A 24,545-nucleotide genomic window follows, 5' to 3' on the forward strand; every position below is an offset into this window, starting at 1 on the left:
GGGAGCCACCATGTTTATCGAGACCGAGGGCACGCCGAACCCGGCGACGCTGAAATTCCTGCCGGGGCGGGACATTCTGGGCGACAAGACCGCCGACTTCGCCGATGCCGACGCGGCGCTGATCTCGCCTCTGGCCGAGGCGCTGTTCGGCCTGCCCGGCGTGGCCCGCGTGTTCCTGGGCGCGGATTTCGTGACCGTGACCAAGACCCCGGACACCGACTGGCAAGCGCTCAAGCCCCAGGTGCTGGGGCTGCTCATGGACCATCTGGTCAGCAACCGCCCCATCCTGCGCGAGAACGTGACGCTGGACGCCGAGGACGTGGACCCGGCCGATGCCGAAATCGTGGCGCAGATCAAGGAGCTGCTGGACACGCGCATTCGCCCCGCGGTGGCCGGCGATGGCGGGGACATCATCTTCCGCGGCTTCCGCGATGGCGTGGTCAGCCTGAAGATGCAGGGCTCCTGCGCGGGTTGCCCATCCTCCACCGCCACGCTCAAGCACGGCATCGAGAACATGCTGAAGCACTATATTCCCGAGGTGGTCTCGGTTACACAGGCGGCCTGAGCTTCAGGAGAGAGACCAGATGGCATTGGATGACGCGGCGCTCGACGTGTTGTTCCGCAACGCGCGGACACAGTGGGAGTTCGCCGACGAACCCGTCACCGATGACGATCTGAGGGCCATCTACGAGCTGGCGAAGTTGGGGCCGACCTCGGCCAATTCCTCGCCAGCCCGGTTTCTCTTCGTGCGCGGTCCGGAGGCCAAGGAGCGGCTGAAAGCCTCGCTGAGCCTGGGCAATATCGAGAAGGTGCTGGCCGCGCCGGTCACGGTGGTCATCGCCTACGATCCGCATTTCTATCTCAAGCTCCCGCAGCTTTACCCGGCGTCCGACGTGAAAGGCTGGTTCTCCGCCAACCCGGACCTCGCCGAGGAAACCGCCTTCCGCAATTCCACGCTGCAAGGCGCGTATTTCATGCAGGCGGCGCGGGCGCTGGGCTTCGCCTGCGGCCCGATGTCCGGCTTCGACCGCGCCAAGCTGGACCGGGCCTTCTTCTTCCAGAATAGCTGGAAGTCCAATTTTCTGCTCAATCTCGGCCGTCCCAAGGATGTTGAACTACCCCCGCGCCTGCCCCGGCTAGGCTTCGACGAGGCGGCGCAGTTCGCGTGAGCTGGCTGGCGATCGATGCGTCCGGCGGCCATGCCGGGCTTGCCGTGGTCGGCGAGGATGGCGCCACGCGGCACAAGATATTCGCGCCACTGCGTCCAGGGCTGATTGAAACCCTGCCGGTGCTGCTGGCCGAGGCGGTGCGGGGTGGCGGCATCACCCATGTCGCCGTCACCACCGGGCCGGGCAGCTTTACCGGGCTGCGCACCTCTATAGCCCTTGCCCAGGGCTATGCCGCCGCCGCCGGGCTGCCGCTCTGGGGCATTGGCGTGGCTCCGGCCTATCACGTCCCGTTCCCGCAACTGCATCATCCACTCTGGGTGGCGGTGCGCGCCCGCCGTGGCCGCGTCTTCCTGCTGCGCGACGGCGTGGCGGAGGCCTTCGCCGACGAGGACCTGCCGCTCCCCCGAACCCTGATTGCCCTGGCCGGTGACGCGGCGAATGATGCCGCCTCCCGCCTTGCCGCGCGCGGGGCGGATGTGCTGCTGACCAACGCCAAATCCATCGACCCGGTCTGGGTGGCCAAGGCCGCGATGGTCCAGCGTGCCGCCGGGCTTGCACCTGCTCCCGCCCAGCCGCTTTACGTGGACCCGCCGGAAGCCAAACTCCCCGCCGCCGGGTTGCGTCCGGCCCCGGTATGATCCGCGCCGGACTGCCTCACGCGGCGCTTCTGGCCGCGATGCACGCGCGGGCTTTCCCCCGGGACCCATGGGACGAGGCCAGCTTCGTCTCGCTGCTCGGCATGCCGGGCATCATCGGCCTCATCGACGAGCGCGGCGGCTTCCTGCTCCTGCGCATTGTGCTGGACGAAGCCGAGATCATCACCATCGGCGTGACAACGCCGCGCCAGGGCATCGGGCGGGACCTGATGCGCGAAGGGCTGGATCTTGCTACCGCCTATGCGGTGAAGGTGATGCATCTGGAAGTCGCCGCCACCAACACCCCGGCCCAGGCGCTCTACGCCAAGCTCGGCTTCACCCAAGTGGGCCGCCGCAAGGGCTATTACCCCGATGGCGACGACGCCCTGACATTGCATCTGGTTTTGGCCTAGAATGGCGCATGGATATTTTCACGGAAAATTATCTATCGCCCCAAATTCCTTCGGTGGAGAGTAGGCTATGGACCAGATGATCTCCTCGCCGACCCAACAGGCCCTGCGCCGCGCGGTTGTCGACCTGGGCTCCAACTCCGTCCGCCTCGTCATCTACGAGGGCGAGGGGCGCAACCCGCTGCAGATCTTTAACGAGAAGGCGGTGCTGCGTCTGGCCAGGGGCATGACCAAGACCGGCCGTCTCGATGACGCCGCCATGACCCAGACCGAGACGGTGCTGCACCGCTACGCCGCCATTGCCCGCGCCATGGGGGCCGTGCCGTTCGACGTTCTGGCCACCTCCGCCGTGCGTGACGCCGCGAATGGCGCCGAATTCGTGCAAAAGATGATGGCGCTCATCCCGGAGATGCGGATCAAGATTCTCTCCGGCGAGCAGGAGGCCGAACTCTCCGCCGAGGGCGTGCTCTGCGGCATCCCCGGCGCCGAGGGCATCCTGGCCGATCTCGGCGGCGGCTCGCTGGAGCTCATCCGCCTGGATGCCGGCAAGGTGGGGCGGGCGATAACCCTGCCCGTGGGCGTCATCCGCTTGGCTGACCGCTCGGGCGAGGATCTGGTGAAAGCCCGCGCCATCGTCACAGCGGAGCTGGAGACGGTTCCCTTCGCCAATGAGGCCGCGGGCAAGGATCTCTACGTGTCCGGTGGCGCCTTCCGCGCGCTCGCGCGCATCCACATCGCCCAGACGGGCTACCCGCTGAACATGGTGCATCACTACACCATTGGCCGGGAGGAAGCCCGCGATCTCGCCGGCGTGGTCAGCGAGGCTGGGCGCAAGCTGATCGAGCGCATGCCCGGCGTGCCGCGCCGGCGCATCGAGGATCTGCCCTTCGCCGCCGTTATCCTGCGCCGCCTGCTGCGCGCCACGGGGGCCGCGCGGGTGGTTTTCTCGGCCAATGGCCTGCGCGAGGGCTGGTTCATCCGCATGCTGCCCGAGCATATCCGTGCCGAGGACCCGCTGCTCGCCGCCGGGCGCGACCTGACCCGTGGCATCATCCGCGACGCCAACCTGCCCCCCGCCCTGGTGGACTGGACCGCACCGCTCTTCCCGGCCGAAACCTCAGCCCAGACCCGCCTGCGCGAGGCCGCCTGCTGGCTCTCCGATATCGGCAGCCACGAGCACCCGGAATACCGCGCCGAGCAGGCTTTCCTGCGCGTTCTGCGTCAGGCCGGGATCGGGTTGGATCACCATGCCCGCGCCTTCCTGGCCCTGACTATGGCGCTACGCTACGAGGCCCCGCCCGACGCCGCCTTCCTGGCCCCGGCCCGCACGCTGCTGGACATGCACGCCACCCGCCGGGCGGAAACGCTGGGGATCGCTTTGCGCCTCGCCTACACGCTCTCGGCGGGTACGCCGCATCTGCTGGCGGGTACCGCGCTGACCATTTCGGCTGAACGCCTCACTTTGAGCCTGGCCGAGACCAATGGCGTGTTCGCGGGCGAGGCTGTGTTGCGCCGCCTGGAGCGGCTGGCGCAGATGCTGGGGCTGGAGGCCGAGACGACGCTCCGGTAGGCGGCTATTGCGGCTGTCGGTGGAGGTGATGATACGCCCGGCCGTGATAGATCAGCCCGGATGTGCTGCTGCCCAGATGGATCGCCTGCACCGCGCAGAAGAACACGGTGTGGGTGCCCACCTCCACGGTTTGCTCCACCTTGCAGTCCAGGCTGGCTGCCGCACTTTCCAGCACTGGCGCGCCGGTTACCAGCCGGGTCCAGTGCGCGCGGGCGAAGCGCTCGGGCATGGGCAGGTTGTCCTTGCCCGCGAAGATTGGCGAAAGCTCCTCATCCTTATGCGACAGGATGTTCACGCACAGCACGCCGGTGGCCTTGAATATGTCGTGCTGGCGGCTGCTGCGGTTGATGCAGACAAGCACGGTGGCTGGATCGTCGGTGACGCTGCATACGGCGGAGACGGTGATGCCCACATCCCCCTCGGGGCCCTTGGTGGTGACGATATTCACCGCGGCGCCAAGGCGGGCCATGGCTTCACGGAACTGGGTACGGTCAATTGCGACTGATTCGCTCATAGCGATACTCTAGTCATCCGGTCATGATTTCCGCAAGCCTCGCCCCCGGCGCACGGCGTCATCGCCAAACTTGGCGCGCAATGCGTCGATGGCACTCTGCCGGGCCAAGCGGCGCGGTGTCAGTGTATCGGCAAGGTCGCCCTTGTCCGCCAGCGCTGCGTCCGCCAGCGGGCTGGCGCCAATGCCGATAAGCCTGAACTTGGTGCCGTCCGCCTCGCGCTTCAACAGCGGCAGCGCGGCTTCGAACAGCGTCTCGGGCAGTTGCGTTGGGTTGGGCAGGCGCTGGCTGCGGGTGCGCAAGGCAAACCCCGCCGTCTTCAGTTTCAGCACGATCCCGGCGGCGGCCTGATCCTCCCGCCGCAGCCGCCGCCCCAGTTTCTCGCAGAGTGGCCACAGCGCGTCCTCCAGCGCGGCCAGCTCCCGCAGATCGGTGGTGAAAGTGGTCTCCGCGCTGATGGATTTGCTCTCTCGCTCGGTACGGACGGGCCGGTTATCCAGCCCCTGCGCCCGCGCCACCAAAGAGGGGCCATCTTCCCCCAGCTCTGCGGCCCGCCGGGCATCCAGCGCCGCCAGTTGCCCCACCCGGGTGATGCCCATGGCGGCCAGCCGCTTGACCTGCACCGGCCCCACGCCGGGCAGAATCCCCACCGGCTCCGGCGCCAGCAGCGAAGCCGCCTCTGACCCGAACACGAAGAACCCCCTTGGCTTGCCCCGTTCCACGGCCAGCTTGGCCAGCAGCCGGTTCGGCGCCAGCCCGATGGACACGGTAATCCCCAACTCCTTCTCCACCTGCCTGGCGAAGCGGTTGAGCACCACGGCGGGCGGCGCGCCATGCAGCGCCTCGGTGCCGGAGAGGTCCAGCACGGCCTCGTCGATGGATTGCATCTGCACCAGTGGCGTCAGTGTCTCCAGTATCGCCCGCACCTGGCGCGAGACGGTGACGTATTTCGCGATGTCCGGCTTCAGCACGGCGGCGTTGGGGCAGAGCTGGCGGGCCTTGAACATTGGCATGGCCGAGCGCACGCCGGACAGTCGCGCGATATAGCAGCATGTACTGACCACGCCCCGCACCCCGCCGCCGACGATCAAGGGCACATCCCGCAGCTCCGGCCTGTCGCGCTTTTCCACGGTGGCGAAGAAGGCATCGCAATCCACATGGCCGATGGTATGCTCGAACAGCTCCTTGTGGCGCAGGATGCGCACCGACCCGCAGCGCGGGCATTGGCTGCCGGTTCCTACTTGCGCATCGCAGTCACGGCAGATTGCCGGCATCCGCTCTCCAAAATGTGATGTATTAAAACCAGACCAAGACTAACACGGCGCGGCTGAAAAATCCCGCTGTTTCGGCGCGGCAGATGTTTTTGTTGCAATAAAGAAACAACAACCTTGTTGTGAATTCCTGGCAGCTGCACTATCCATTCCGAAATCGAAAACGGCTCGAGTTCGGCCATATCCGTGGCTGCGGGGGCTTGTCGCCTTTTTTAACTTCACCCAGTTACAAGATACGCTCATGTCACCTTCCAAAGAGCAGATGCCCCGGTACGACCGCGCCATTATCATGCTGAAGCAGGCGCAGGCCGAGATCGACGGCGCCGCGAAGCTGGCCGATCTTTACACTCGTGTCTGTGAGGTTGTGGTGGGCCTGGGCGGCTATTGCATGGCGTGGATCGGCCTTGCCGAGAACGATGCCGCGAAGAGCGTCCATCCCGTGGCCTATACTGGCTACGAGAGCGGGTATCTTGAGGCCACCAACATCACCTGGTCCACTGAGGAAACCGGCCTCGGTCCCACCGGTACGGCCATTCGGGAAAGACGGATCCAGATCAACAACAGCACCAGCGAATCGCCGCGCATGGCTGTCTGGCGGGATGAGGCGTTGAAGCGCGGCTATGCGGCCAGTATCGCGCTGCCGTTGAAGGAGAAATTCGGCGAGGCGTTCGGCGCCCTGATGATCTACTCGCTCGAGGAGGATGCGTTCGGCCCCGAGGAGGTTCACATCCTCTCCCAGCTAGCCGACAAGCTCTCGGCGGCGGTGGTCAATCTGCGCTACAAGGCGCGCGAGGCGCTGGGCTTCCATCAGGGCTGAATCGAATCGTCGATCACATAGGCGGAGGTCAGCCCGCCATCGATGGTATAGGCCGAGCCGGTGATGAAGCTCGCCTCGTCGGACGCCAGGAAGGCAACGAGATTGGCGATCTCCGCTGGCTGGGCGAGACGGCCCATCGGCAGATAGCGCCGGCGCAGCTTCCAGGCTTCCTCATCGGCCAGAAAGGCCTGCACCAGCGGTGTGGCCGTCGGGCCGGGACAGATCGCCACCGCCCGCAGTTTCTTGCGCGCGTACATGATGGCGATCTCGCGCGTCATGGCCAGCACGCCACCCTTGGCCGCCGTATAGGCGATTTGCGGAAAGGCCGAGCCCACCAGCGCCACAATCGAGGCGTTGTTAATGATCACGCCGCTGCCCGATTTCAGCAGATACGGAATCCCCGCCTTGCAGCAGAGGAACACCGAGGTGAGGTTCGCCGCGATGGTCGCATCCCACACGGCGAGCGGGGTTTCCACCGGCCCGTCATCGCCCGGCGCGCAGATGCCCGCATTGTTGAACAGCGCGTCGATTCCTCCGAACGCTTCCGCGCCCTCCGCGAACATCGCCTCGCATGCATCCTTGTGGGTAAGGTTCCCGATCACCGCCACGGCTTGCCCGCCCGCCTCGCGGATCGCCGCGACGGTCGCCTCGGCGCTCACCGCATGCAGGTCGGCGCAGATCACCGCCGCCCCCTCGGCCGCGCATTTCTCCGCCGCGGCGCGGCCAATACCGCTGCCTGCCCCGGTGACGAAAACACGTTTGCCCTTCAGACGCATGCCAGAATCTCCCGTAACTGCGCGGCCACCCCACCCGCGCCGGGGGCGAAGCTGCCCTCGAACACGGCGGAGCCGATGGTGAAGCCATCCGCGCCTGCCGCCCGTAATGCCGCGATCCGCGCCGGGCTGTCGACACTCCCGGCGCAAATCAGCCTTCCGCCCCCGCAGCCGCGCCGCGCGGCGCGGACAAGGTCGAGCGGTTCGGCCTCGATGGCCCGGTACGCCAGCAGATCCACCCCCGCGCAGCCCTGGGCGAGGAACCGTGCCGCATCAGTCTCGATCCGTGCCGCATCTCCGCCCAGCCTTGTCGGGTGGCCGAAGGGGGCGCCGGGGAAGGGGTAGTATTCCACCTTGGTCCCGCGCAGAATCTCCAGCGTTTCGGCCACCAGCGTGCCACCCAGCAGCCGGTCCACCCCCAGCTCCACCCCGATGCGCGCCGAGTGCAGCGCCGCCTCGGGCGAGGTGGCGACCACCTCCAGATAGCTCACCGCCCCAATCGTCTTGATCCCGGCCTGCAAGCGCCGCAGCGTCTCGGTGTCAGCGCCGATGTCCTTGAAGCCGATATGCCCCAGGCCCAGCGGCGCGATTTCGGCTAGCACCTCCAGGCAATCCGGCACCGTGCGATCCTGCCGCGTGAGCATGAAGATGAAATCCATGCGCCATTAGTCTCACTCCGCCACGGCGGCGGCAATCGTTTCGCGCGGTAGCCGGTCATTTTGCCGCCGCATGAAGGGGCGCTCGATGGCATGGTGCAGCAGGGCCGCCAGCGCCAGGCTTAGCCCGAGGCTCAAAGGCAGGAAGGCGGTGGTGAAGCGTGCGGCATGGCCTTGCGCCAGCGGCCCGAGCAGCGGGGCCAAAGCGCGCTGCACCGGCTCGTTCACCAGATAAAGCGGATAGGAGATGGCCCCGAGATACTGCACCGCGCGGCCATCCAGCACCGCCCCCCAGGCTTGGCGCTGCGCCAGCATCGCCAGCCCCCAGGCCAGCGGCGTCACCGCTTTTTCAATCCCGCCCGGCAGAGCCAACGCACAGGCGCCAGCCAGACACAGCCAGAAAACCCGTGTGCCGCCACCGCGCAGCATCACAGCACTGGCCAGCCCCAGCGCGAAGAACGGCGCGGCATCGGGCAGAAAGGCGCGGCTGAATTCCCCTCCCAGAGGCAAGGTCCGGTACGCGCCCCCCAGAGCCAGCAGCACCAGGGCAAACCGTCCCAACCGGCGCGGGGCGATCAGCCCGATCAGCACATAGAACTGCCATTCCGTGGATAGGCTCCAGGCTGGCCCCAGCAGCGTGACATAAGCATAGGGCAGGGCGTTTTGCGGGATCAGCCCCTGTGTAAGCGTGAGATGCGCCGCTAAATGGAGGAACAGCGGTTGCGGCAGCGCCGCTGCCATGATGTGCCGGGCCTCATCCCCCACCCAGGGCAGGGCGGCGAGCGGGTCGCCCAGCGCGGTCAGCCCGATGCTGACGGCCAGCACCAGAAAATACACCGGCAGCAGCCGACGCGCCCGCGCAGCCATGAAGGGCGTGAACTGCCCGCCGAAGCGTTCGAGCGAATGGGCGATCACCAGCCCGCTCAGGGCGAAGAACAGATCCACTGCCGCCTCGCCATGACGGAAGGGCGTGGTGATCCAGCCGGGCAGGTTGGTCAGCGGCAGCGCGTGGCCGAGCATGACGTAAACCGCCAGCACGCCCCGCAAGCCATCCATCCGGCCCCAGCGCCTCATAACCGCAACCTAAAAGAGAATACTGGCCTATTAAACGGATTTTTAGATATATTTACAACTAAAAGTTGAAACCTGTACCCCGCGTCGCGGCGGGGTGCTGGTTGCGGGGGTCAGGCCTTGTCCAGCGCCTGGGCCAGATCCTCGATCAGGTCCTGCGCATCCTCCAGCCCCACCGAGAGGCGGATGCAGCCATCGGTGATACCCAGGCGCGCCCGCTCCTCGGCCCCGATGCGCATATGCGTCGTGGTCGCCGGATGCGTGGCCAGGGATTTGGTGTCGCCCAGATTGTTGGAGATGGTGATGATGCGGAACGCGTCCATCACGCGGAACGCCGCCTCCTTGCCGCCCTTCACCTCGAACGCCACCAGCGTGCCGCCGCCCGACATCTGGGACATGGCCAGCTCCCGCTGCGGGTGCGAGGCCAAGGTGGGGTAGAGTGCGCGGGCAATCTTCGGCGAAGCCTCCAGGAACTTCGCGATGGCCTCGGCCGACTGGGACTGCGCCGTGACGCGCAGATGCAGCGTCTCCAGCCCCTTCAGGATCACCCAGGCATTAAACGGCGACATGGACGGGCCGGTATTGCGGAAGAAGGGCTGGAACACCTCCTCCATCCACTGCTTGCGGCCCAGCACGGCGCCGCCCAGCACGCGGCCCTGGCCGTCCATATGCTTGGTGGCGGAATACACCACCACATCGGCGCCCAACTCCAGCGGCTTTTGCAGCAGCGGGGTGGCGAAGACATTGTCCACCACCACGATGGCCCCGGCCGCATGCGCGAGGGCGGAGACGGCGCGCAGATCAACGATGTCCAGCATCGGGTTGGAGGGGCTCTCCAGCAGCACCAGCGCGGTCGGCTTGCTCAGCGCTTCCTTCCACTCGTCCAGATCCGTGCCTTCCACGAACACGGTCTCGACGCCGTATTGCGGCAGCAGGGTGCTGACGATCCAGTGGCAGGAGCCGAACAAAGCGCGGGCCGCCACCACGCGCTGCCCGGCCCGGATGCCGCACAGCAGCGCCGAAGAGACCGCCGCCATGCCCGTGGCGGTGGCGCGGCAGACTTCCGCGCCCTCGATCTTCGCCAGCTTCTGTTCGAGCATCGTCACCGTGGGGTTGGCGAAGCGCGTGTACTGAAAATGGGGGATCTTGTTGTCGAACACGGCTTCCGCCATCTCGGCGCTCTCATAGGTGAAGCCGGAGGTGAGGAACAAAGCCTCGGCGTTTTCCTCGAGATTGGTGCGGATGCGACCGGCATGGATGAGGTCGGTGGCGAGACGGGTCTTCGGCGTGTCGGACATAATCGTGGCCTATCCAAAAAAACGTCCAGCCACGGGAGATTTGGGGCGCGGTTGCGCCTTAGCCTCTTTAGCGCGCTTGTTTTGCTTCTGGCGGGTGCCAGCCTCGCCGCAATCCGGCCGGACAAATCACGAGGTGTTAAAAGGCGTACCCCCCTCGGCTTGCGCGGTCAATGCTCTCGGGATATGTAGGCCCCAATGGGCGGGTATGATGTAATGGTAGCCTGCTAGCTTCCCAAGCTCGATGCGCGGGTTCGATTCCCGCTACCCGCTCCAGCTTCCTGTTCGGCGATGCCCGCCAAAGGTTGAAAAAACCCCTGATTTCAGCTACTTTTGAGCAGTCTCTGATTGTCAGCGGCTGCCCTCGTCTGCCAGCAGCCGCTGAAGATGGGGGCCTAATTTGGGGGCCTTATCAGGCCCCACGTAATACGAGGCCCCCAGATGGCGCTGACCGACACAGCCATCCGCAATTCTAAGCCCAAGGATAAGCCCTACAAGGTGGCTGATTCACAGGGGCTATATCTCCTCGTCAATCCGAAGGGGAGCAAGCTATGGCGCATCAAATACCGCATAAACGGGGTGGAGCGTAAGCTTGCTTTGGGGGCCTACCCCGAGATCACGCTTGCCGAGGCAAGGACGGCGCGGGATGTAGCCCGCAAGCATCTGGCCCATGCAGTCGATCCCAACGTCGCCAAACGGCAGGCTCGAATCGAGGCGAGCATTCGTGCCGGCAATAGCTTCGCGACCGTGGCTGACGAGCTGATCGAGAAAAAAGGCCGAGAGGGGAGAGCGGCTGCGACGCTGGAAAAGCAGCGCTGGCTGTTAAAATTGTTGGGGTCTGATTTGGGCAAGCGGCCGGTTGCCGACATCACTCCCCAAGAATTGCTCCACGAACTTAAAAAGCACGAACGGCGGGGCCGACTGGAGACCGCAAAGCAGCTCCGCTCCTTTGCGGGCCAGGTATTTCGCTATGCGGCAGCGACGGCACGCGCCGAGCGAGACCCCGCCCAACTCTTGCAGGGGGCGCTGACTTCGCCAACGGTCAAGCACTTCGCCGCAATCACCGACCCGGTTGAGTTTGGCGCCCTGCTGCGGGTGATAGACGATTATCAGGGTGATCCGTCCGTTATGTATGCCTTGAAGCTCACGCCGCACGTATTCCAGCGGCCTGGTGAGATACGCGAGATGGAGTGGGCGGAGGTTGACTTCGAAAAGGCCGTCTGGATGATACCGACGACCAGGATGAAGATGCGCGAGCCCCACACGGTTCCGCTGTCCAGGCAGGCCGTCGTTATCCTCTGTGAAATGCGCAGCTTGTCAGGATCAGGGCGCTACGTGTTCCCATCCGTACGCACAAGGGCGCGGCCAATCAGCGATAATACGGTCAATGCGGCTTTGCGGCGCATGGGATACTCCAAGGACCAGATGACCGCCCATGGATTCCGCACGTCAGCGTCATCGCTGCTCAACGAGTCAGGAAAATGGAACCCAGACGCTATCGAGCGCGCGCTGGCCCACATGGTGCCGGGGATTATCCGGCGGATTTATAACCAGTCTGCCTATTGGGCCGAGCGCGTCGAAATGGCTCAGTGGTGGAGCGACTATCTCGATGACTTACGGCGCGGAGGAAATAAGACACGCGATGGCGGAGATTGCCAATGAACCAAAATGGTCATGACGACGACCGCTCCATTCGCCGGATCGCCTTAAGAATTCTAAACGAAGACGAGGATGAGGCGCGAGAAGAGCTCAACAACATCATTTATAGCGTTGAGGACTCAGTTCAGCTGAGAACAGCCGTTTATAGTTGGTCGTTTCCGGTCTTTATAATCTTCCCGGCTTTGTTTTGGGTCCTGGCCATCTCAAGCTGGACGCTTTTGCGCACGCTTGGAAATATTTTCTTTCTAATGTCTGCCCTATGCGCTTTGCTGCCCCTCTATGCCGTATTGAGCTGGTATCGCTTCCAATACGGAGGCGGCAGGCTTCGGGGGCCGCGAGAGGCCATTTATATCAACGCCAGCGACGAATCGCGGGAGAAGCTGGAAAAGCTCTTTGCCTTCATGCAGCGAGACAGCGCCCCAAAGGCTTATTACCGGACCAAGAAGGGCCTCCCGCGTTATCTAGATCATAATTATACTTATGGCTCTCTTCGGGTCCTCCTTCTTTCAGCTTCTCCCTCAGTCAGGGCGCTTTACCTGCCCCCAAGCCGCCGCCGCCTTGCTGAGGCGATCAAAATTGATGCGGAGCCAGATGAGGTTATCAAGGCCCTGAATATCAAACCAACGCGCAGAGCTGGGCCAGGCACCAAAGCCAAATACCCCTATGTTGACGCAGCGCTTTGGCTCATCGACGAACCCCGCCTCAAAGAATTGGACCTGACAAACCGCGATGCGGCGATCGAGACGATCACCAAGTGGCTCTCGGAGTGGTTTAATTTGCATGCCGATGCTTCGGGTAACGTGCCCCGAGGCGATCTTTTGAAGCCTTCCGCCGAAAAAATTTACGAGAGACAGAAAAAAATCACATCACCAAAGGCAGGCTGACCACCCCTGCCCCTCGAAAATGCCTCATTATCTTTCTCGAAGGGCAGCTTTTTCATTCCTGAGCCAGGCGTCATGTTTTTCGTTTGGCGGATTTCTGCGGATTTTTGTTTGTTGGGCGACGCGCCAGCAATCATGTGCAATTTGAAGAGCCTCCCCACGATCACCTGGAGGCACAACTGTACATGGAACCTGTCGCAATATCAGTTAACAGCGCCGCCAAGGCGCTTGGCATCGGACGTTCGTCAATTTACGCCCTGATCAAAGGCGGCCAGCTTGAAGCCATCAAGATTGGCCGACGCACCTTGCTGACCACGGCATCGATCAAACGCTTGGTGCAGGCCGCGCCGATGCATTGAACCGCAGGCGCGCGGCCCCGGCCTCTTGAAGGGGCGGGCCGCCGCGCCTGCGGTTCCCCATCCTTGACCCACTTCACCAATCGCTTTGCGCGAAAGGATACCCCATGCCTTTTTTCCGAGATGCCGCTAGCATCATGGATGGCTGGCGGTGCGCGTGCCAACTGACAGGACCGTACCTCAGTCACTTCCCGCCACTTCCAGCCACATTTGATACTCGGCACCGACATGCCGGAGCCCGCCCACCCCACAGACAATGCCACGCCATCACGACCATGCCAGCCGCACGATTGGCGGGGCTTTTTGGCCTCGATGCTTCGCATCGGGCCAAGGAGAATAGAACACACCTCACGCACTGGCCTGCGGCTGATTTCCCTGACGTTTTGCGAGTGCGATCCGGGTGCGCTGTGCGGGCTGATTGCAGATGTCGCGCCATTCCTGGGCAAACCGCGAATACGCGCCGGATGCGGGGAGCGGACGAGCCATGAGGCATGTTCAGCACAGCGTCCGCCTTCCCCTGGCGCTGGATAAGGCGCTGCGACAGGTCGCCCAGAGCCGCCAAGTCACTGCCTATGCCCTGCTCCAGCAGTGTGTACGGGCGGGGATTGCCTCGCTCTCCGGCGAGCAGGCCGCGCCGCAATGCGCCGTCGAGCTTACCCAGGAGGTTGGCGCGATCAGTGCCCGGCTCGCCCATGTCGAGCGGTTGGCCGAGCGCAGCCTTTATGTCGCGTGCGCCGCGTACGCCTACGCCCGCGCCGCCGCCGGTCCCCGCGCCGACGAAACCAAACTCATCGCTGACATCAACGCCGCCTTCGCGCGGCAGCTTACCCTTGCAGGAGATCCGTAATGTCCAACACGAATAACCGCCGTGCCCATGCGCAAGCCCTGCGCGCCCGCGCGCGTGCCGATGGCCATGCCCAATTTCGCTTCGCCGCCGGGGCACTCCTCACCAGCGCCCTGGCGGGGGCGCTGGCCGTTGGCGGGGTCACCACCAGTGCCGAGCAGGCGCAGGGGGCAGGCAAATATGCAGTCGCCGATCTGATCAGCTCTCTTTTGGCTACTGTGCCCGCCGACCCGCCGCTGACGATCACCTGGCAGGGACAAGCCGATCGGACTGGCGTGAAGGAATGGGCAACCTTCCAGCCTTTGCGAGACGAAGCGGTCAGCTTTGCCGAATCTCTTGGTCTGGGCGGAGTTCTGGGGTTGGGATTGGGGACAGCCGGTTTGTGGCTGACCGCAGACCGCCGCCGCCGCAAGCAGGAGGAATTGCTGGCCGACCGGGTCATCGCGGGCACCCGCGTTGTCAGCGAAGCGGACCTCGCGCGCATGACCGCCACAGAGAGCAGCCGGCATGCCCTGCGGCTTGGCAGTGTTGCCATCCCCTATGGTTTGGAAACACGCCACATCGCCATGCCGGGTACAACCGGCGCCGGAAAGACCACAGCCCTGCGCCAGCTTCTGGACATAATCGAGGAGCGAGGAGACGCCGCGCTGGTTTACGACACATCGGGTGAGTTCATCGCCCATTATTATGACCCGGAACGTGGCGACGTGATCCTGAACCCGTTCGACAAGCGCGGGGTGTTTTGGGACCTCTTCGCGGAGTTGAAACATCCCGCAGACGCTGCCCGGCTTGCCCGCTACCTCATGAACGAAACCGGGGACCGTGACAAAGACGTATGGTTGGAGGCCGCGCGCAATCTCGTGGCCAACATTCTGCGCACGCTCTGGCAGGAGGGGCGGTGCACGCTTCAGGCCTTGTTGGACGCCCTGCAATCCATGCCGCGCGAAGAATTGGAGCGCTGGCTGGCCCATACCTCCTCGGCGCGCGCTTTCGAGAAGGATGCTGAGCGCGCCACGGCCAGTGTGCTGTTCATGCTCGCCAAGGCCGTCAACATGCTGATGTTCCTGCGCATCGCGCCACGGGAAGGGGAGACCAGCTTCTCCTTTGCCCGCTTCTTCGCGGAGATCGACCAGCACGAGGGCAGAAAACCCTGGATATTTGTGCCGAGGAAGGAGGATTACTTCGAGGCAGTGAAACCCTTGATGGCGTTGTGGCTGGAATGCGCGGCTTCCGCCGTCCTGGGGCTTGCCCCTTCTTCCGCCCGGCGCTTGTCATTTGTTCTGGACGAGGTGGCGGACCTGCCGCGTGTCGATAATCTGGCCCGGCTATTGCCGGAGGGGCGGAAGTTTGGGGCAAGCGTCATCCTCACCTTCCAGGCCATAGGCCAGATGTGGGAGCGCTATTGCCGTGAGGGGGCGGAGGCCTTGCTGGGCTGCTGCAACACCAAGCTATTCCTGCAACTGGTTGACCAGGCCAGCCGGGAATGGGCGTCTGAGACCATCGGCAGCGTCGAGGTGGAAATCTCAACCATGTCCGATGCAATCGACCCCAAGACCGGCAAGCCACAGCGGACATTAAGCGCCACGCGCCAGGTGCGAGCCGCCGTGTTGGAGAGCGAGCTGCGTCTGCCTAAGCACACCGCCTATCTGTTGCTGCCCGATGGTTTCCCGGTGGCGAAGATCAAGCTGACCGATGACCATATCCACGCCCGGGGTTCGGCCCGCCATCCTCGTTTTATACCGGCGGATGTCTCGGGAACACTCTGGGGTTCCACGCAGCCCAAGCGCGGGATGGGCAATGCTGCTTCCGAGGCAGTGTCCGACACCCAGGCCGGGCCGGGGCCGGTGTAATGGTTGCCACCATATCGGCGCTGACCAGCGCCGCCCAGGCGGCAAGCTATTACGAAGCTGACGACTACTATGCCGAGGGGGGCCTTGCCCCCTCGGAATGGTTTGGACAGGGCGCGCGGGCGCTGAGGCTGGCCGGGGCTGTTGACCGTGAGCGGTTTGCCCAGTTGCTGATAGGGCATGTCTCGGACCAGGAATTGGGTACGATGCGCGATGGTGAGTGGGAACACCGGCCTGGCTGGGACATGACGTTCAGCGCGCCCAAATCCGTGTCGATCATGGCCGAGGTGGCGGGGGATCGCCGCCTCATCGCGGCCCATGAGCGGGCGGTGCGGACGGCGCTGGAGCTGGCCGAGCAACATTTTGCCACCACCCGTATTCGGGAGGATGGCTCTGTCCGCCGGGAGGCGACCGGCAATCTGGTCATTGCCTCTTTCAGGCACGGCACCAGCCGGGCGCTGGACCCGCAGCTTCACAGTCATAACATCATCCTCAACATGACGCGGGACGAGGCGGGGCAATGGCGAAGCCTGGAGCCGCGTGCCTTCTATCAGATGCAAAAGCAGATGGGGGCGATTTACCGCCAGGAGCTGGCGAGCGAAGTGCAGCGCCTCGGCTATGCGATTGAACGCGGCAGGGACTCCACCTTCGAGATCGCCGGTATCGGCGAAGAAACCCTGGAGGCGTTCAGCCAACGCAGCGCGGCCATTGAGGCCCGGCTTGCCGAGCGGGGCAAGAGCCGGGCAGAGGCCAGCGCCGCTGAGAAGCAAATCGCGGCGCTGGATACGCGGCTGGCCAAGGAGGCCGTTCCCCATGCCGAGCTGATTGGCGAATGGCGGGAAGCCGCCAATGCCGCCGGGTGGGATGAACAGGCCAGGCGGCGGCTGATCGCCAAGGCCGAGGCGCGGGCGGAAGTGTTTGCCCTTGGTGCTGACCAAGAATTTGCCCGCGAGCTGGCGGCTGACCGCGCTCTGGCGCAAGGCGCGGCCATGCTGGGCGAACGGCAATCCGTGTTTTCCACCACCGCACTGCATGAGGCGGCGGGGCGGTTTGGCATGGGGCGCATTGGCCATGACGACATCGCCGCCGCCATTGCCCGCGCGGAAAAGATCGGCGCGTTGGAAGCGCGCGAGTGCCTTGACCGGCGCGGCGTGGCTTTCGAGGGCTTCACCACCGCCGCCAATATTGCCAACGAGACCACGATGTTGCGGTTGGAGGAACAAGCGCGCCAGCAGGTGGAGCCGATCTTGTCTCCGGTTGCCGCCGCCCGGGCCGTTGCCGAGGCCGAGCGGCGCAGCGCCATGCGCGGCCATGAGTGGACCGACGAGCAACGGGCCGGGACGGCGCAAATTCTCGCCAGCCCTAATCGCGTCGTCGGCTTGCAGGGGGCGGCGGGCACCGCCAAGACTTCAACCGTGTTGGCGACGATTGCGCGGGAGGCGGAAGCCCGGGGTATTCAGGTTACGGCCATTGCTCCTACCGCTTCGGCGGCGCAGGTTTTGGGCGAGGCGCTGGATAGCCGCGCCGACACGCTGGCGCGGCATTTATTGGCGCCAGGTCGACCAACACCAAAGGAACGCCTTTGGATTGTTGACGAAGCCTCGCTGATCTCGACCGCCGATGCTGCCAAGCTGCTCGCCTTGGCCGAATCCCACCGGGCGCGCGTGCTGCTGGTGGGTGACACGGCGCAGCTTGGTTCTGTCGAAGCGGGTGCCGCCTTTGCCCAGCTCCAGGGGGCAGGCATGGAAACCGCCCGTCTGACCAAAATTCTCCGCCAGACCAATGAGCAGGCCCGGGCGGCGGTGGAGGCAAGTCTGGCGGGCGATGCAAAGAAAGCTTTGGCAGCCCTGGATGCGGGCGGCGGGCGTATCATTGAGCACGACACCCGCAAGGCCCGCTTTGCCCAGATCGCCCAGGATTACGCCAAGTTGGACACCAAAGAGAGGCGCAAGGCCTTGGTGATCGAGCCCTCCCGCGAGGGGCGTGACGAGCTGACCAAGGAAATACGCCACCGCCTAGCGGAAAATGGCGCTCTGCATGGCCCCGCCGTTGAGACCACAAGGCTGGTGCCCCGCGACCTGACGCGTGCCGAGGCCAAAGACGCGCACAGCTACGTCATCGGCGACATGATCCGCTTTGCCAAGGATTATGCCGACAAGGGTGTGTCAAAGGCGCAGGCCTACCGAGTGGTAGGCATCGACACCAAAAAGGCTGCGGTCATGTTGGCTGGCCGGGATGACAGAACGATTGACTGGCGGCTGCGGCAATGGGGCGCATCACACGCCCAGGCCTTCACTACCGAGGCGATCGAGCTGCGGGCAGGGGACCAGGTGCAGTTTACCCGCAATGACCGCGCTTTGGGCCGGATCAACGGGCAACAGGGGGAGATCATCGCCGTTGACCCTGCCACGCGGGAAGCCAAAGTTCGGGTTGCCAGGGGCAAGATCGAGACGCTGACGTTGGATAGTCCCCGTGACCAGCACATTGCCCATGCCTATGTCGCTACTGCCTTCGCCGCCCAGGGGCGCACTGCCGAGCGCACCTTTATCCACGCCGACAGCGCCGCCACGCATCTTATCGACCAGAAGAGCTTCTACGTTGCGGTTTCGCGCGCCAAGGAAACCACCGCCATCTACACCAATGACCGGGCCAAGCTGGTGGGCGCCATCGCCGAACGGATCGGCGCGAAACAAGTTGCCCTCGCCGAATGGGCAACGCCAGGGCAGTCGGTGGCATCGGCCAACCGCACCGAAAAACACGAGAAAACGGCCAAGCTTAGCAACGGCATGATGCTGTGACCGGACAGGATGGAAAGAAGCTACACGCCTTGGCACGGAATCGAGGGCAGATTAAGGTCGAACTAATGACCGAGTTTGCTCTTTCGCGGGCACGCACTTCATCGAGGACTATCTCTCCGAAGGCACTCTCAAGTCGCCCGAGTATGTAGCTTTCCAACCCAAAATCTCATAGATTGAGACGGACCTAAAGACCTAGAAGAGGTATAAAAATATGCATATCGTAATGGCTTCTGATGCAAATTTTGCTCCTTGGCTTGGTGTCGCCTTGAGTTCCATTTTAAGGTTCAACAATGGGCCGGATGTAACTGTGCATATTCTATGCGATAATATTTTAAAAACAGACCTTGAAAAGCTCAGACTTCTTGCGGAAGAAAGAAATGTAGTTCTTGTCGAATATGACATATCCGGTGCACTCTCTAACGAAGGCACTTCGCTTCACACAAGGCCCGTTCCAAGCAATAGGCCTCCTCGCCTTAGGCTCCTGAGCAAGCATTTGTCTGTAGGTCATAAAGTTAGCCGGTCTGCATATTCTCGCCTCTTTATAGACAGGCTTTTGGACCCAACAATTGAGCGCGTTATTTACATCGACAGCGACGTCCTGTGCCGTGAAAGTCTTAAAGACCTTTCTAAAATCGACATTGGAGACGCAATCGTTGGTGCAGTAGCCGAGCTTCCTGAGGCAGCTAGTTTTAATGGAAATAAACTCAATTTACCTACTCCAGAACAGTACTTCAATTCGGGAATGCTTGTTATTGATTTGCAGCGATGGAGAGAAGCTGACGTAGGAGCCAATTGCTTAGAATGGCTCTCCAAAAATCAAGAAGCCACGTTATGGTGGGATCAGGATGCTCTAAATGCGACTTTGTTTGGGCATGTTTATTTTCTCAACAGAAAATGGAATTATATCAACTTTCAGCATGCTCCTGAAACACCTCCTGGGACTGCAATTTGGCATGCTGCTGGACCTCACAAACCTTGGCTGGATACAGCTATTGGTCCTGCGGCAGATGAGTGGCGTCGTTTTTACCACACCACGCATTGGAAAGACACGCCTAGCATAAAAGACCCAAACAAGATCAGGCAAATCCGAAAAAATCTTATAGCGATAACGCCTTTTGGAAATAAGATATACGAACTGCTTCGTGGCAATCCGAGATCAGCTTGGAATAAGGATAATAGCCTTTGAAGACTGTTATCCCCAATCTTGAAATCGCCATGGCCGTCTACGGTGGTGAACGCGGAGGCTATCTGGAACAGCAATTGGAGACGTTATTCGCACAGATGAACCAAGACTGGACACTTCTCGTCCGTGATGACGCTTCCCCCGACCGCACGCTTGATATTCTGCGCGAATGGCGGGCACGCTATCCGAACCGAATCATCATCATTGATGAGGACTGCCCCAGCCAGCTGGGCGTTTGTGGCAATTTCTCCAGGATACTCGAAACCAGCCGCGCCCCGCATGTGATGCTGTGCGACCATGACGATCTCTGGTATCCAGATAAGGTGGAACGAGCCGTAGCCGCCATGCAGCGCCTCGAAGCTAAGTTTGGTACCCAAACGCCGCTTCTCTCACATACCGACTTGCGGCCCGTGGATGGCAACTTGAACGTTATTGGCCCGTCTTTTTGGGGATTGTTCGGCTTCTCGCCCAAGCGCTGGCGGAGCTTTGGCAGTGTCTGCCTGAATGCGATCGTCACCGGACCATCGGCGATCATCAATCAAGCCTTGATCAAAAAGGCTGGAAAGATTCCCCCTGAGGCCGTCTATCAGGACAGGTGGTTTGAGATGACGGCAACCGCTTTCGGCCACATAGATGCGCGCAATGAAATCAGCATGGACTACCGGCGCCATACCGCAAACGCCTCGGCTGCGACGCCCAGCAAAACCGAAATGCTACTGAGAATACTCAAAAACCCGGTCGCCTGGCGCCAAGGATATTGGCAGCGGCGTGAGCCCCAGGTCGCATTATCGCGGGCTTTTCTGGAGAGATTCCGAATTGAATTGACCGATGAGCTGAGCGCCGCTGCAGAAGCCGTAGTGATGTTCCGCCAGTTGGGATTCTGGCAGCGCCGTCACGCCGTCATCAAGCACAAGCTGTATTATTCCTCCCCGCTCTACACGCTAGCCTTTCTAGTCATCGCGTAAGCTGACCTCACAAGGAATTCTGAATCCTGTTACTGCGCAACTCCCCGATCGGGCCACGCGACACTGGTTGCCCAAGCAGCGCACGTTTGAGCCAATGGAACCGCTTGTAAAGCCGCCTCACAAACATCTCGGCTTTTGAGAGGCCGTAATCTTCTGGCTTTTGCGCTTTCAATTCCACAGTCTTACGCGCAGGATAGTTAGTTTCGATGCAGAATAAATCCGCTCCTTTGGCAAGGCTTAACGCGCGGACGTTGAAGAATTGAAGCTTGCCGCCCTGAAGGTTGCGCCAGTAAACAACGCCGGGGTTGAAAACGCAGTTGCCGATCAGCTCTGCGACTGTCACGGGAACCTTGATGTCTTGAATCAGCAGCACCCAGTCCTTGGTGCGCGTCGCCTTGGCCAGCTCGGCCAGCGCGTCGGGGCCAGTAAAGAACGGCACGCCCGCCTCTTCAGCCACGGCGCGCTGCGCGGCGTCTTGTGAGACAACGGCATCGAGCTGCTTGGCCGCCTTCGCCTCATGCAGCAAGGTCTGGGCCTCCGCCGTGGAGAGACGGCCGGTCAGCCATACCACATGGGTAGTCTTCTGCGGCACCAGACGACCGCGGGTCTTGCCCATACGCTCATCCTGGTTTTCAATATAAGGTGTGACCTTCTGGTTGATCGAATGCTTGTCAGCCTGATAGGCGACGGGGTCGAACTCGTTTACCAGTCCCTTTTGCACTTTCGGGCTTCTGATCTCTTCGAGCTTCTTGGCCCAGACGGGCGAGACATCGTCGGTCTCGTCATTGGCATCGCGCGAGGGCATGGCGAGGCAGGCGCTGCACATCTCGCACCATTTCAGCTGGTCGCCAAACTCAGAGGGCTTGCGCTTCCACCAGCCGGGCTCAATGGGCCAGCCGCCGGGACCGCCCAGCGTCGCATCCATGGCCGCCGCAACCTCGCAGAAGAAGGCGCCCTTGGGGGTGATCGAGGCGCTCCAGAGATTCTGCACCCAGCAGCGGTCACGCATCTTCACCCATTCGTCATCGGGTACGCCCAGCTCTTGGCGAGTGACCATGAGTGTCTGGTGCATACTAGGATTGGAATGATCATTGAGCAGCTGATAGCCGAAGGTGTCCTGGATCAGCTCGAAATGCTCGTAATAACGGGGGGTGACAGAGGTCCAGAGACCGCGATGGTTGCTGTAATCAACATGCCAAGCATCGGCCAAGATATGGCGCATGAAGTCTTTTTGCGGCTCGTAACAGGCGGTTGAATAATCATCATACCCGACATTATCGCGGTAATATTCCATGAATTTCTTGAATTCTGGATGGATCGTTGGCTCTCCGCCCATGATACCGACAATGCCCCGGAAGCCCTTGAGAGAGTCGACTGCCTTCTTGAAGGTCTCGAAGTCCATGAAGAACGGCTCTTCATGGTGGCCGCAGAAACGGGTACAATTGGCGCATTTACGCGGGCAGGCGTTGGTGAGCTCAATCTGGATCACCTTCATATCCGCCGGAGACTTCATAGGCCCATACCCCTTGTAAACGTACCGTTTACGGTATTCATTGCCCTACGGTCCCGCCAGGAGCAAGAGTAGTTAATGTCCGACAACGCCACACGCAATTCCGCCTCTGAGGAGCTGATCGACGTGGTGCTACCCTGCTATAATGCAGCGGAGTGGATAGATGAGTTCGTGCAGGGGCTGCTGACTCACGACAACGTGAATTGGCGCCTCATAGCGCGCGATGATGGCTCGAAGGATGGCACTCTGGCGCTGCTGAAGGGTTGGCAGGAAAAGCTTGGGGCACGGATGCTTCTGCTGGACCCGGATGCCCCAAAAAACCTGGGGCTTATAGGAAATTACGATGCTGTGTTGGCAGCCACCACCGCCGACTGGGTGCTGACTGCCGATCCTGATGACGTTTGGCTGCCGGCACGTTTGCCGCTGACCGTGGCGGCGCTGAAACGGGTGGAGGCGGAATGCGGTGTGAACGTTCCGGTTGCCGTGTGTACCGACGCCATGGTGGTGGATGGCCAGCTAAATCCGGTGGCGCCGTCCTTCTGGCGTTGGTCGAAGGCAAGGCCGCTCGCCACGCCCAGCCTGCCGCGTATGGCCATGGACAGTGTCGCTCTTGGGTCGACCATGGCCGTCAACCGTGCGCTGCTGGAAAAGGCCCTGCCACTACCGACCGGCGCAGCCTATCAGGATTGGTGGATGGCTCTTGTAGCGGTGGCGTTCGGGCGGTTCGTCGCGTTGCCCGAGGTGACGATTAAATATCGTCGCCATGGAGAAAATGCGACGAAGGACCCCCTGTCGGTCACGCTTGGCAAGCGCCTGAGCAGGTTGAGCAACGCACCGGCGGCAGTACGGGCCCGGCTCGATTACTTGCTGCGCCAAGCCGGGCGGCAAGCCGGAACCTTTGCCACGCGCTATGAGGCCACACTGGATGAGGCAAACCTCGCCGCGCTGAAACGGCTGAGCGCCTTGCCCGATGCTCCAGTTCTTGCCAAACGGCTATGGATTCTGCGCCACGGACTCTGGTTCAGTTCGTATACAAAAAACATCGGCTTGTTGATGTTCATCTGAAGCTGCAGATTGCAAAGTTAAGACAGTTGGTATGAAGAAAATTCTTGTTACCGGCGGTGCCGGATTTTTGGGCTCGCATCTCTGTGAGAGGTTGCTCGCGCAGGGGCATGATGTGCTCTGTGTGGATAATTACTTTACGGGCACAAAGGGCAACATTGCCCATCTGTTGCAGAACCCACACTTTGAGGTGCTGCGTCACGATGTGACCTTCCCACTTTATGTCGAGGTGGACCAGATCTACAATCTCGCGTGTCCAGCCTCGCCAGTGCATTACCAGCATGATCCGGTGCAGACCACCAAGGTGAACGTGCACGGGGCCATCAATATGCTGGGTCTGGCCAAGCGGCTCCGGGCGCGGATTCTGCAAGCCTCGACCTCGGAGGTCTATGGCGACCCGGAGGTACACCCACAACCTGAAAGCTACTGGGGCAAGGTCAATCCGATCGGCATCAGAAGCTGCTATGATGAGGGCAAGCGCTGCGCGGAGACATTGTTTTTCGATTACTGGCGACAGCACCAGCTTGAAATCAAGGTCATGCGCATCTTTAACACCTATGGTCCGCGCATGCACCCGAATGACGGGCGGGTGGTCAGCAATTTCATCGTACAGGCGCTGAAAGGCGAGCCCATCACCATCTATGGCGACGGCACGCAAACCCGCAGCTTCTGTTATGTCGAAGACTTGATCGGGGGGATGATCAGACTGATGGAAAGTCCGGCCGAATTCATTGGGCCGGTAAATGTCGGTAACCCACAAGAAATGAGTATGATCGAACTGGCAGAGACGATCCTCACGCTTGTAGGTGGAACTTCAAAGATTGAATTCTGTCCATTGCCACAGGACGACCCCAAGCAACGTCAGCCCGATATTGCTTTGGCGAGGCAGGCATTGGACTGGGCTCCCCAAATCTCCCTAAGGGATGGATTGCGTGAAACAATATCATACTTTCGGCAAATCTGCGCTTAGAGAAGCTGCCCTTTCCCTTTAATGGGAGGCGACCATTATCTCAATTTTATATGCGGCATACAAAATTAGGGGCCTTATTGGGGGCTCTTATTGAGCCGATTCACATCTAGAGCTTTGTTTTTGATACCATAATTCGTTTTTATTCGATTCCCGCTACCGCTCCAGTTTCCCCTCTGGCGATGCATTCTTTTGCTACTGCCGCGCTTTCCATCTAGGCTGTGCTTAGCCGGACTGAATCTATCAATCGATTGGCTACTGGAGACGGGTCTGGCGCGGAAGCCTATCTCAACC

Annotated in this window: 24 protein-coding genes and 1 tRNA gene; 17 read left to right on the plus strand and 8 right to left on the minus strand. The window is 61.9% G+C overall.

What is annotated here, in order from left to right:
- The first annotated feature begins 10 nt into the window (after nucleotides 1-10).
- From HNP71_RS10075 to HNP71_RS10095, 5 genes are all read left to right on the plus strand, one after another.
- Nucleotides 11-565, plus strand: coding sequence for a NifU family protein (locus tag HNP71_RS10075; protein ID WP_183266789.1), 555 nt, complete (start codon nucleotides 11-13; stop codon nucleotides 563-565).
- Between the two features lie 19 nt (nucleotides 566-584).
- Nucleotides 585-1,169, plus strand: coding sequence for a malonic semialdehyde reductase (locus HNP71_RS10080; protein WP_183266790.1), 585 nt, complete (start codon nucleotides 585-587; stop codon nucleotides 1,167-1,169).
- Entirely contained in the window at nucleotides 1,166-1,807 is a 642-nt protein-coding gene (locus HNP71_RS10085) for a tRNA (adenosine(37)-N6)-threonylcarbamoyltransferase complex dimerization subunit type 1 TsaB (protein ID WP_183266791.1), read from the plus strand. Before HNP71_RS10080 ends, HNP71_RS10085 begins: the two co-directional genes overlap by 4 nt.
- Nucleotides 1,804-2,217 (plus strand): GNAT family N-acetyltransferase, encoded by a 414-nt coding sequence (locus HNP71_RS10090; RefSeq protein ID WP_183266792.1) that lies wholly within the window; start codon nucleotides 1,804-1,806, stop codon nucleotides 2,215-2,217. Before HNP71_RS10085 ends, HNP71_RS10090 begins: the two co-directional genes overlap by 4 nt.
- Nucleotides 2,218-2,284: 67 nt before the next feature.
- Nucleotides 2,285-3,784: a Ppx/GppA family phosphatase gene (locus HNP71_RS10095; RefSeq protein ID WP_183266793.1), complete on the plus strand. Its 1,500-nt coding sequence runs from the start codon at nucleotides 2,285-2,287 to the stop codon at nucleotides 3,782-3,784.
- 4 nt (nucleotides 3,785-3,788) lie between these two features.
- Here HNP71_RS10095 and HNP71_RS10100 read toward each other — a convergent pair whose 3' ends face one another.
- The 3 genes from HNP71_RS10100 to HNP71_RS10110 are packed head-to-tail and all read right to left on the minus strand — an operon-like array spanning nucleotide 3,789 to nucleotide 5,749.
- Nucleotides 3,789-4,298 carry a flavin reductase gene (locus HNP71_RS10100; protein WP_183266794.1) on the minus strand — a complete coding sequence of 170 codons (510 nt, stop codon included), beginning with the start codon at nucleotides 4,296-4,298 and terminating at the stop codon, nucleotides 3,789-3,791.
- 21 nt (nucleotides 4,299-4,319) lie between these two features.
- Complete coding sequence (locus tag HNP71_RS10105) at nucleotides 4,320-5,570, minus strand: DNA polymerase IV (protein WP_183266795.1); 1,251 nt, start codon at nucleotides 5,568-5,570, stop codon at nucleotides 4,320-4,322.
- Nucleotides 5,534-5,749 (minus strand): hypothetical protein, encoded by a 216-nt coding sequence (locus HNP71_RS10110; RefSeq protein ID WP_183266796.1) that lies wholly within the window; start codon nucleotides 5,747-5,749, stop codon nucleotides 5,534-5,536. The genes HNP71_RS10105 and HNP71_RS10110 overlap by 37 nt, the downstream gene beginning before the upstream one ends.
- 59 nt (nucleotides 5,750-5,808) lie before the next feature.
- Between HNP71_RS10110 and HNP71_RS10115 the strand changes: the two genes are divergently transcribed.
- Nucleotides 5,809-6,384 (plus strand): GAF domain-containing protein, encoded by a 576-nt coding sequence (locus tag HNP71_RS10115; RefSeq protein WP_183266797.1) that lies wholly within the window; start codon nucleotides 5,809-5,811, stop codon nucleotides 6,382-6,384.
- Here HNP71_RS10115 and HNP71_RS10120 read toward each other — a convergent pair.
- The 4 genes from HNP71_RS10120 to metZ all read right to left on the minus strand — a co-directional run bounded on the left by HNP71_RS10120 (nucleotide 6,375) and on the right by metZ (nucleotide 10,182).
- Complete coding sequence (locus tag HNP71_RS10120) at nucleotides 6,375-7,160, minus strand: SDR family oxidoreductase (protein WP_183266798.1); 786 nt, start codon at nucleotides 7,158-7,160, stop codon at nucleotides 6,375-6,377. The two genes, HNP71_RS10115 and HNP71_RS10120, sit on opposite strands and share 10 nt — an antisense overlap.
- On the minus strand, nucleotides 7,151-7,816 hold the full coding sequence (locus HNP71_RS10125) for a hypothetical protein (RefSeq protein WP_183266799.1): 666 nt from the start codon (nucleotides 7,814-7,816) through the stop codon (nucleotides 7,151-7,153). Before HNP71_RS10125 ends, HNP71_RS10120 begins: the two co-directional genes overlap by 10 nt.
- 12 nt (nucleotides 7,817-7,828) lie before the next feature.
- A complete protein-coding gene (locus HNP71_RS10130; protein ID WP_183266800.1) occupies nucleotides 7,829-8,887 on the minus strand; it encodes an acyltransferase family protein in 1,059 nt (352 codons plus the stop codon).
- Nucleotides 8,888-8,997: 110 nt separating this feature from the next.
- Nucleotides 8,998-10,182: an O-succinylhomoserine sulfhydrylase gene (metZ, locus tag HNP71_RS10135; protein WP_183266801.1), complete on the minus strand. Its 1,185-nt coding sequence runs from the start codon at nucleotides 10,180-10,182 to the stop codon at nucleotides 8,998-9,000.
- Between the two features lie 199 nt (nucleotides 10,183-10,381).
- Here metZ and HNP71_RS10140 point away from each other — a divergent pair.
- From HNP71_RS10140 to HNP71_RS10180, 9 genes are all read left to right on the plus strand, one after another.
- Nucleotides 10,382-10,455: transfer RNA gene (locus tag HNP71_RS10140), tRNA-Gly, on the plus strand.
- A gap of 165 nt (nucleotides 10,456-10,620) precedes the next feature.
- Nucleotides 10,621-11,841, plus strand: coding sequence for a tyrosine-type recombinase/integrase (locus HNP71_RS10145; RefSeq protein ID WP_183266802.1), 1,221 nt, complete (start codon nucleotides 10,621-10,623; stop codon nucleotides 11,839-11,841).
- Complete coding sequence (locus HNP71_RS10150; protein ID WP_183266803.1) at nucleotides 11,838-12,722, plus strand: hypothetical protein; 885 nt, start codon at nucleotides 11,838-11,840, stop codon at nucleotides 12,720-12,722. Before HNP71_RS10145 ends, HNP71_RS10150 begins: the two co-directional genes overlap by 4 nt.
- Before the next feature lie 83 nt (nucleotides 12,723-12,805).
- Nucleotides 12,806-13,078 carry a helix-turn-helix domain-containing protein gene (locus tag HNP71_RS14090; protein ID WP_221246778.1) on the plus strand — a complete coding sequence of 91 codons (273 nt, stop codon included), beginning with the start codon at nucleotides 12,806-12,808 and terminating at the stop codon, nucleotides 13,076-13,078.
- 481 nt (nucleotides 13,079-13,559) lie between these two features.
- Nucleotides 13,560-13,922, plus strand: a complete 363-nt coding sequence (locus HNP71_RS14095; RefSeq protein WP_246344172.1) for a hypothetical protein — start codon at nucleotides 13,560-13,562, stop codon at nucleotides 13,920-13,922.
- A complete protein-coding gene (locus HNP71_RS10165) occupies nucleotides 13,922-15,769 on the plus strand; it encodes a type IV secretion system DNA-binding domain-containing protein (RefSeq protein ID WP_183266804.1) in 1,848 nt (615 codons plus the stop codon). Before HNP71_RS14095 ends, HNP71_RS10165 begins: the two co-directional genes overlap by 1 nt.
- Complete coding sequence (gene mobF / locus HNP71_RS10170; protein ID WP_183266805.1) at nucleotides 15,769-18,564, plus strand: MobF family relaxase; 2,796 nt, start codon at nucleotides 15,769-15,771, stop codon at nucleotides 18,562-18,564. The genes HNP71_RS10165 and mobF overlap by 1 nt, the downstream gene beginning before the upstream one ends.
- Before the next feature lie 223 nt (nucleotides 18,565-18,787).
- A complete protein-coding gene (locus tag HNP71_RS10175; protein WP_183266806.1) occupies nucleotides 18,788-19,750 on the plus strand; it encodes a glycosyltransferase family 8 protein in 963 nt (320 codons plus the stop codon).
- Nucleotides 19,747-20,712 carry a glycosyltransferase gene (locus HNP71_RS10180; protein WP_183266807.1) on the plus strand — a complete coding sequence of 322 codons (966 nt, stop codon included), beginning with the start codon at nucleotides 19,747-19,749 and terminating at the stop codon, nucleotides 20,710-20,712. Before HNP71_RS10175 ends, HNP71_RS10180 begins: the two co-directional genes overlap by 4 nt.
- Nucleotides 20,713-20,719: 7 nt before the next feature.
- Here the strand turns inward: HNP71_RS10180 and HNP71_RS10185 are convergent, their stop codons facing one another.
- A complete protein-coding gene (locus tag HNP71_RS10185) occupies nucleotides 20,720-22,225 on the minus strand; it encodes a radical SAM protein (RefSeq protein ID WP_183266808.1) in 1,506 nt (501 codons plus the stop codon).
- Between the two features lie 75 nt (nucleotides 22,226-22,300).
- Here HNP71_RS10185 and HNP71_RS10190 point away from each other — a divergent pair, with 75 nt between their 5' ends.
- The gene (locus HNP71_RS10190) at nucleotides 22,301-23,287 is read left to right on the plus strand and encodes a glycosyltransferase (protein ID WP_183266809.1); all 987 of its coding nucleotides are present in this window, start codon (nucleotides 22,301-22,303) and stop codon (nucleotides 23,285-23,287) included.
- Nucleotides 23,288-23,318: 31 nt separating this feature from the next.
- Nucleotides 23,319-24,254: a UDP-glucuronic acid decarboxylase family protein gene (locus HNP71_RS10195; RefSeq protein WP_183266810.1), complete on the plus strand. Its 936-nt coding sequence runs from the start codon at nucleotides 23,319-23,321 to the stop codon at nucleotides 24,252-24,254.
- Nucleotides 24,255-24,545 lie beyond the last annotated feature (291 nt).

Source organism: Acidocella aromatica, from assembly GCF_014201825.1.
Lineage (GTDB): Bacteria > Pseudomonadota > Alphaproteobacteria > Acetobacterales > Acetobacteraceae > Acidocella > Acidocella aromatica.

Excerpts from the sequence above, each read along its gene's own strand:
- HNP71_RS10175 (WP_183266806.1), top strand. The coding sequence starts at position 18,788 with ATGGCTTCTGATGCAAATTTTGCTCCTTGGCTTGGTGTCGCCTTGAGT.
- HNP71_RS14095 (WP_246344172.1), top strand. The coding sequence starts at position 13,560 with ATGAGGCATGTTCAGCACAGCGTCCGCCTTCCCCTGGCGCTGGATAAG.
- HNP71_RS10130 (WP_183266800.1), bottom strand. The coding sequence starts at position 8,887 with ATGAGGCGCTGGGGCCGGATGGATGGCTTGCGGGGCGTGCTGGCGGTT.
- HNP71_RS10120 (WP_183266798.1), bottom strand. The coding sequence starts at position 7,160 with ATGCGTCTGAAGGGCAAACGTGTTTTCGTCACCGGGGCAGGCAGCGGT.
- mobF (WP_183266805.1), top strand. The coding sequence starts at position 15,769 with ATGGTTGCCACCATATCGGCGCTGACCAGCGCCGCCCAGGCGGCAAGC.
- HNP71_RS10105 (WP_183266795.1), bottom strand. The coding sequence starts at position 5,570 with ATGCCGGCAATCTGCCGTGACTGCGATGCGCAAGTAGGAACCGGCAGC.
- HNP71_RS10095 (WP_183266793.1), top strand. The coding sequence starts at position 2,285 with ATGGACCAGATGATCTCCTCGCCGACCCAACAGGCCCTGCGCCGCGCG.
- HNP71_RS10115 (WP_183266797.1), top strand. The coding sequence starts at position 5,809 with ATGTCACCTTCCAAAGAGCAGATGCCCCGGTACGACCGCGCCATTATC.
- HNP71_RS10145 (WP_183266802.1), top strand. The coding sequence starts at position 10,621 with ATGGCGCTGACCGACACAGCCATCCGCAATTCTAAGCCCAAGGATAAG.
- HNP71_RS10190 (WP_183266809.1), top strand. The coding sequence starts at position 22,301 with ATGTCCGACAACGCCACACGCAATTCCGCCTCTGAGGAGCTGATCGAC.
- HNP71_RS10150 (WP_183266803.1), top strand. The coding sequence starts at position 11,838 with ATGAACCAAAATGGTCATGACGACGACCGCTCCATTCGCCGGATCGCC.
- HNP71_RS10195 (WP_183266810.1), top strand. The coding sequence starts at position 23,319 with ATGAAGAAAATTCTTGTTACCGGCGGTGCCGGATTTTTGGGCTCGCAT.
- HNP71_RS10090 (WP_183266792.1), top strand. The coding sequence starts at position 1,804 with ATGATCCGCGCCGGACTGCCTCACGCGGCGCTTCTGGCCGCGATGCAC.
- HNP71_RS10100 (WP_183266794.1), bottom strand. The coding sequence starts at position 4,298 with ATGAGCGAATCAGTCGCAATTGACCGTACCCAGTTCCGTGAAGCCATG.
- metZ (WP_183266801.1), bottom strand. The coding sequence starts at position 10,182 with ATGTCCGACACGCCGAAGACCCGTCTCGCCACCGACCTCATCCATGCC.
- HNP71_RS10075 (WP_183266789.1), top strand. The coding sequence starts at position 11 with ATGTTTATCGAGACCGAGGGCACGCCGAACCCGGCGACGCTGAAATTC.
- HNP71_RS10165 (WP_183266804.1), top strand. The coding sequence starts at position 13,922 with ATGTCCAACACGAATAACCGCCGTGCCCATGCGCAAGCCCTGCGCGCC.
- HNP71_RS10110 (WP_183266796.1), bottom strand. The coding sequence starts at position 5,749 with ATGGCCGAACTCGAGCCGTTTTCGATTTCGGAATGGATAGTGCAGCTG.
- HNP71_RS10185 (WP_183266808.1), bottom strand. The coding sequence starts at position 22,225 with ATGAAGTCTCCGGCGGATATGAAGGTGATCCAGATTGAGCTCACCAAC.
- HNP71_RS10080 (WP_183266790.1), top strand. The coding sequence starts at position 585 with ATGGCATTGGATGACGCGGCGCTCGACGTGTTGTTCCGCAACGCGCGG.
- HNP71_RS10125 (WP_183266799.1), bottom strand. The coding sequence starts at position 7,816 with ATGGATTTCATCTTCATGCTCACGCGGCAGGATCGCACGGTGCCGGAT.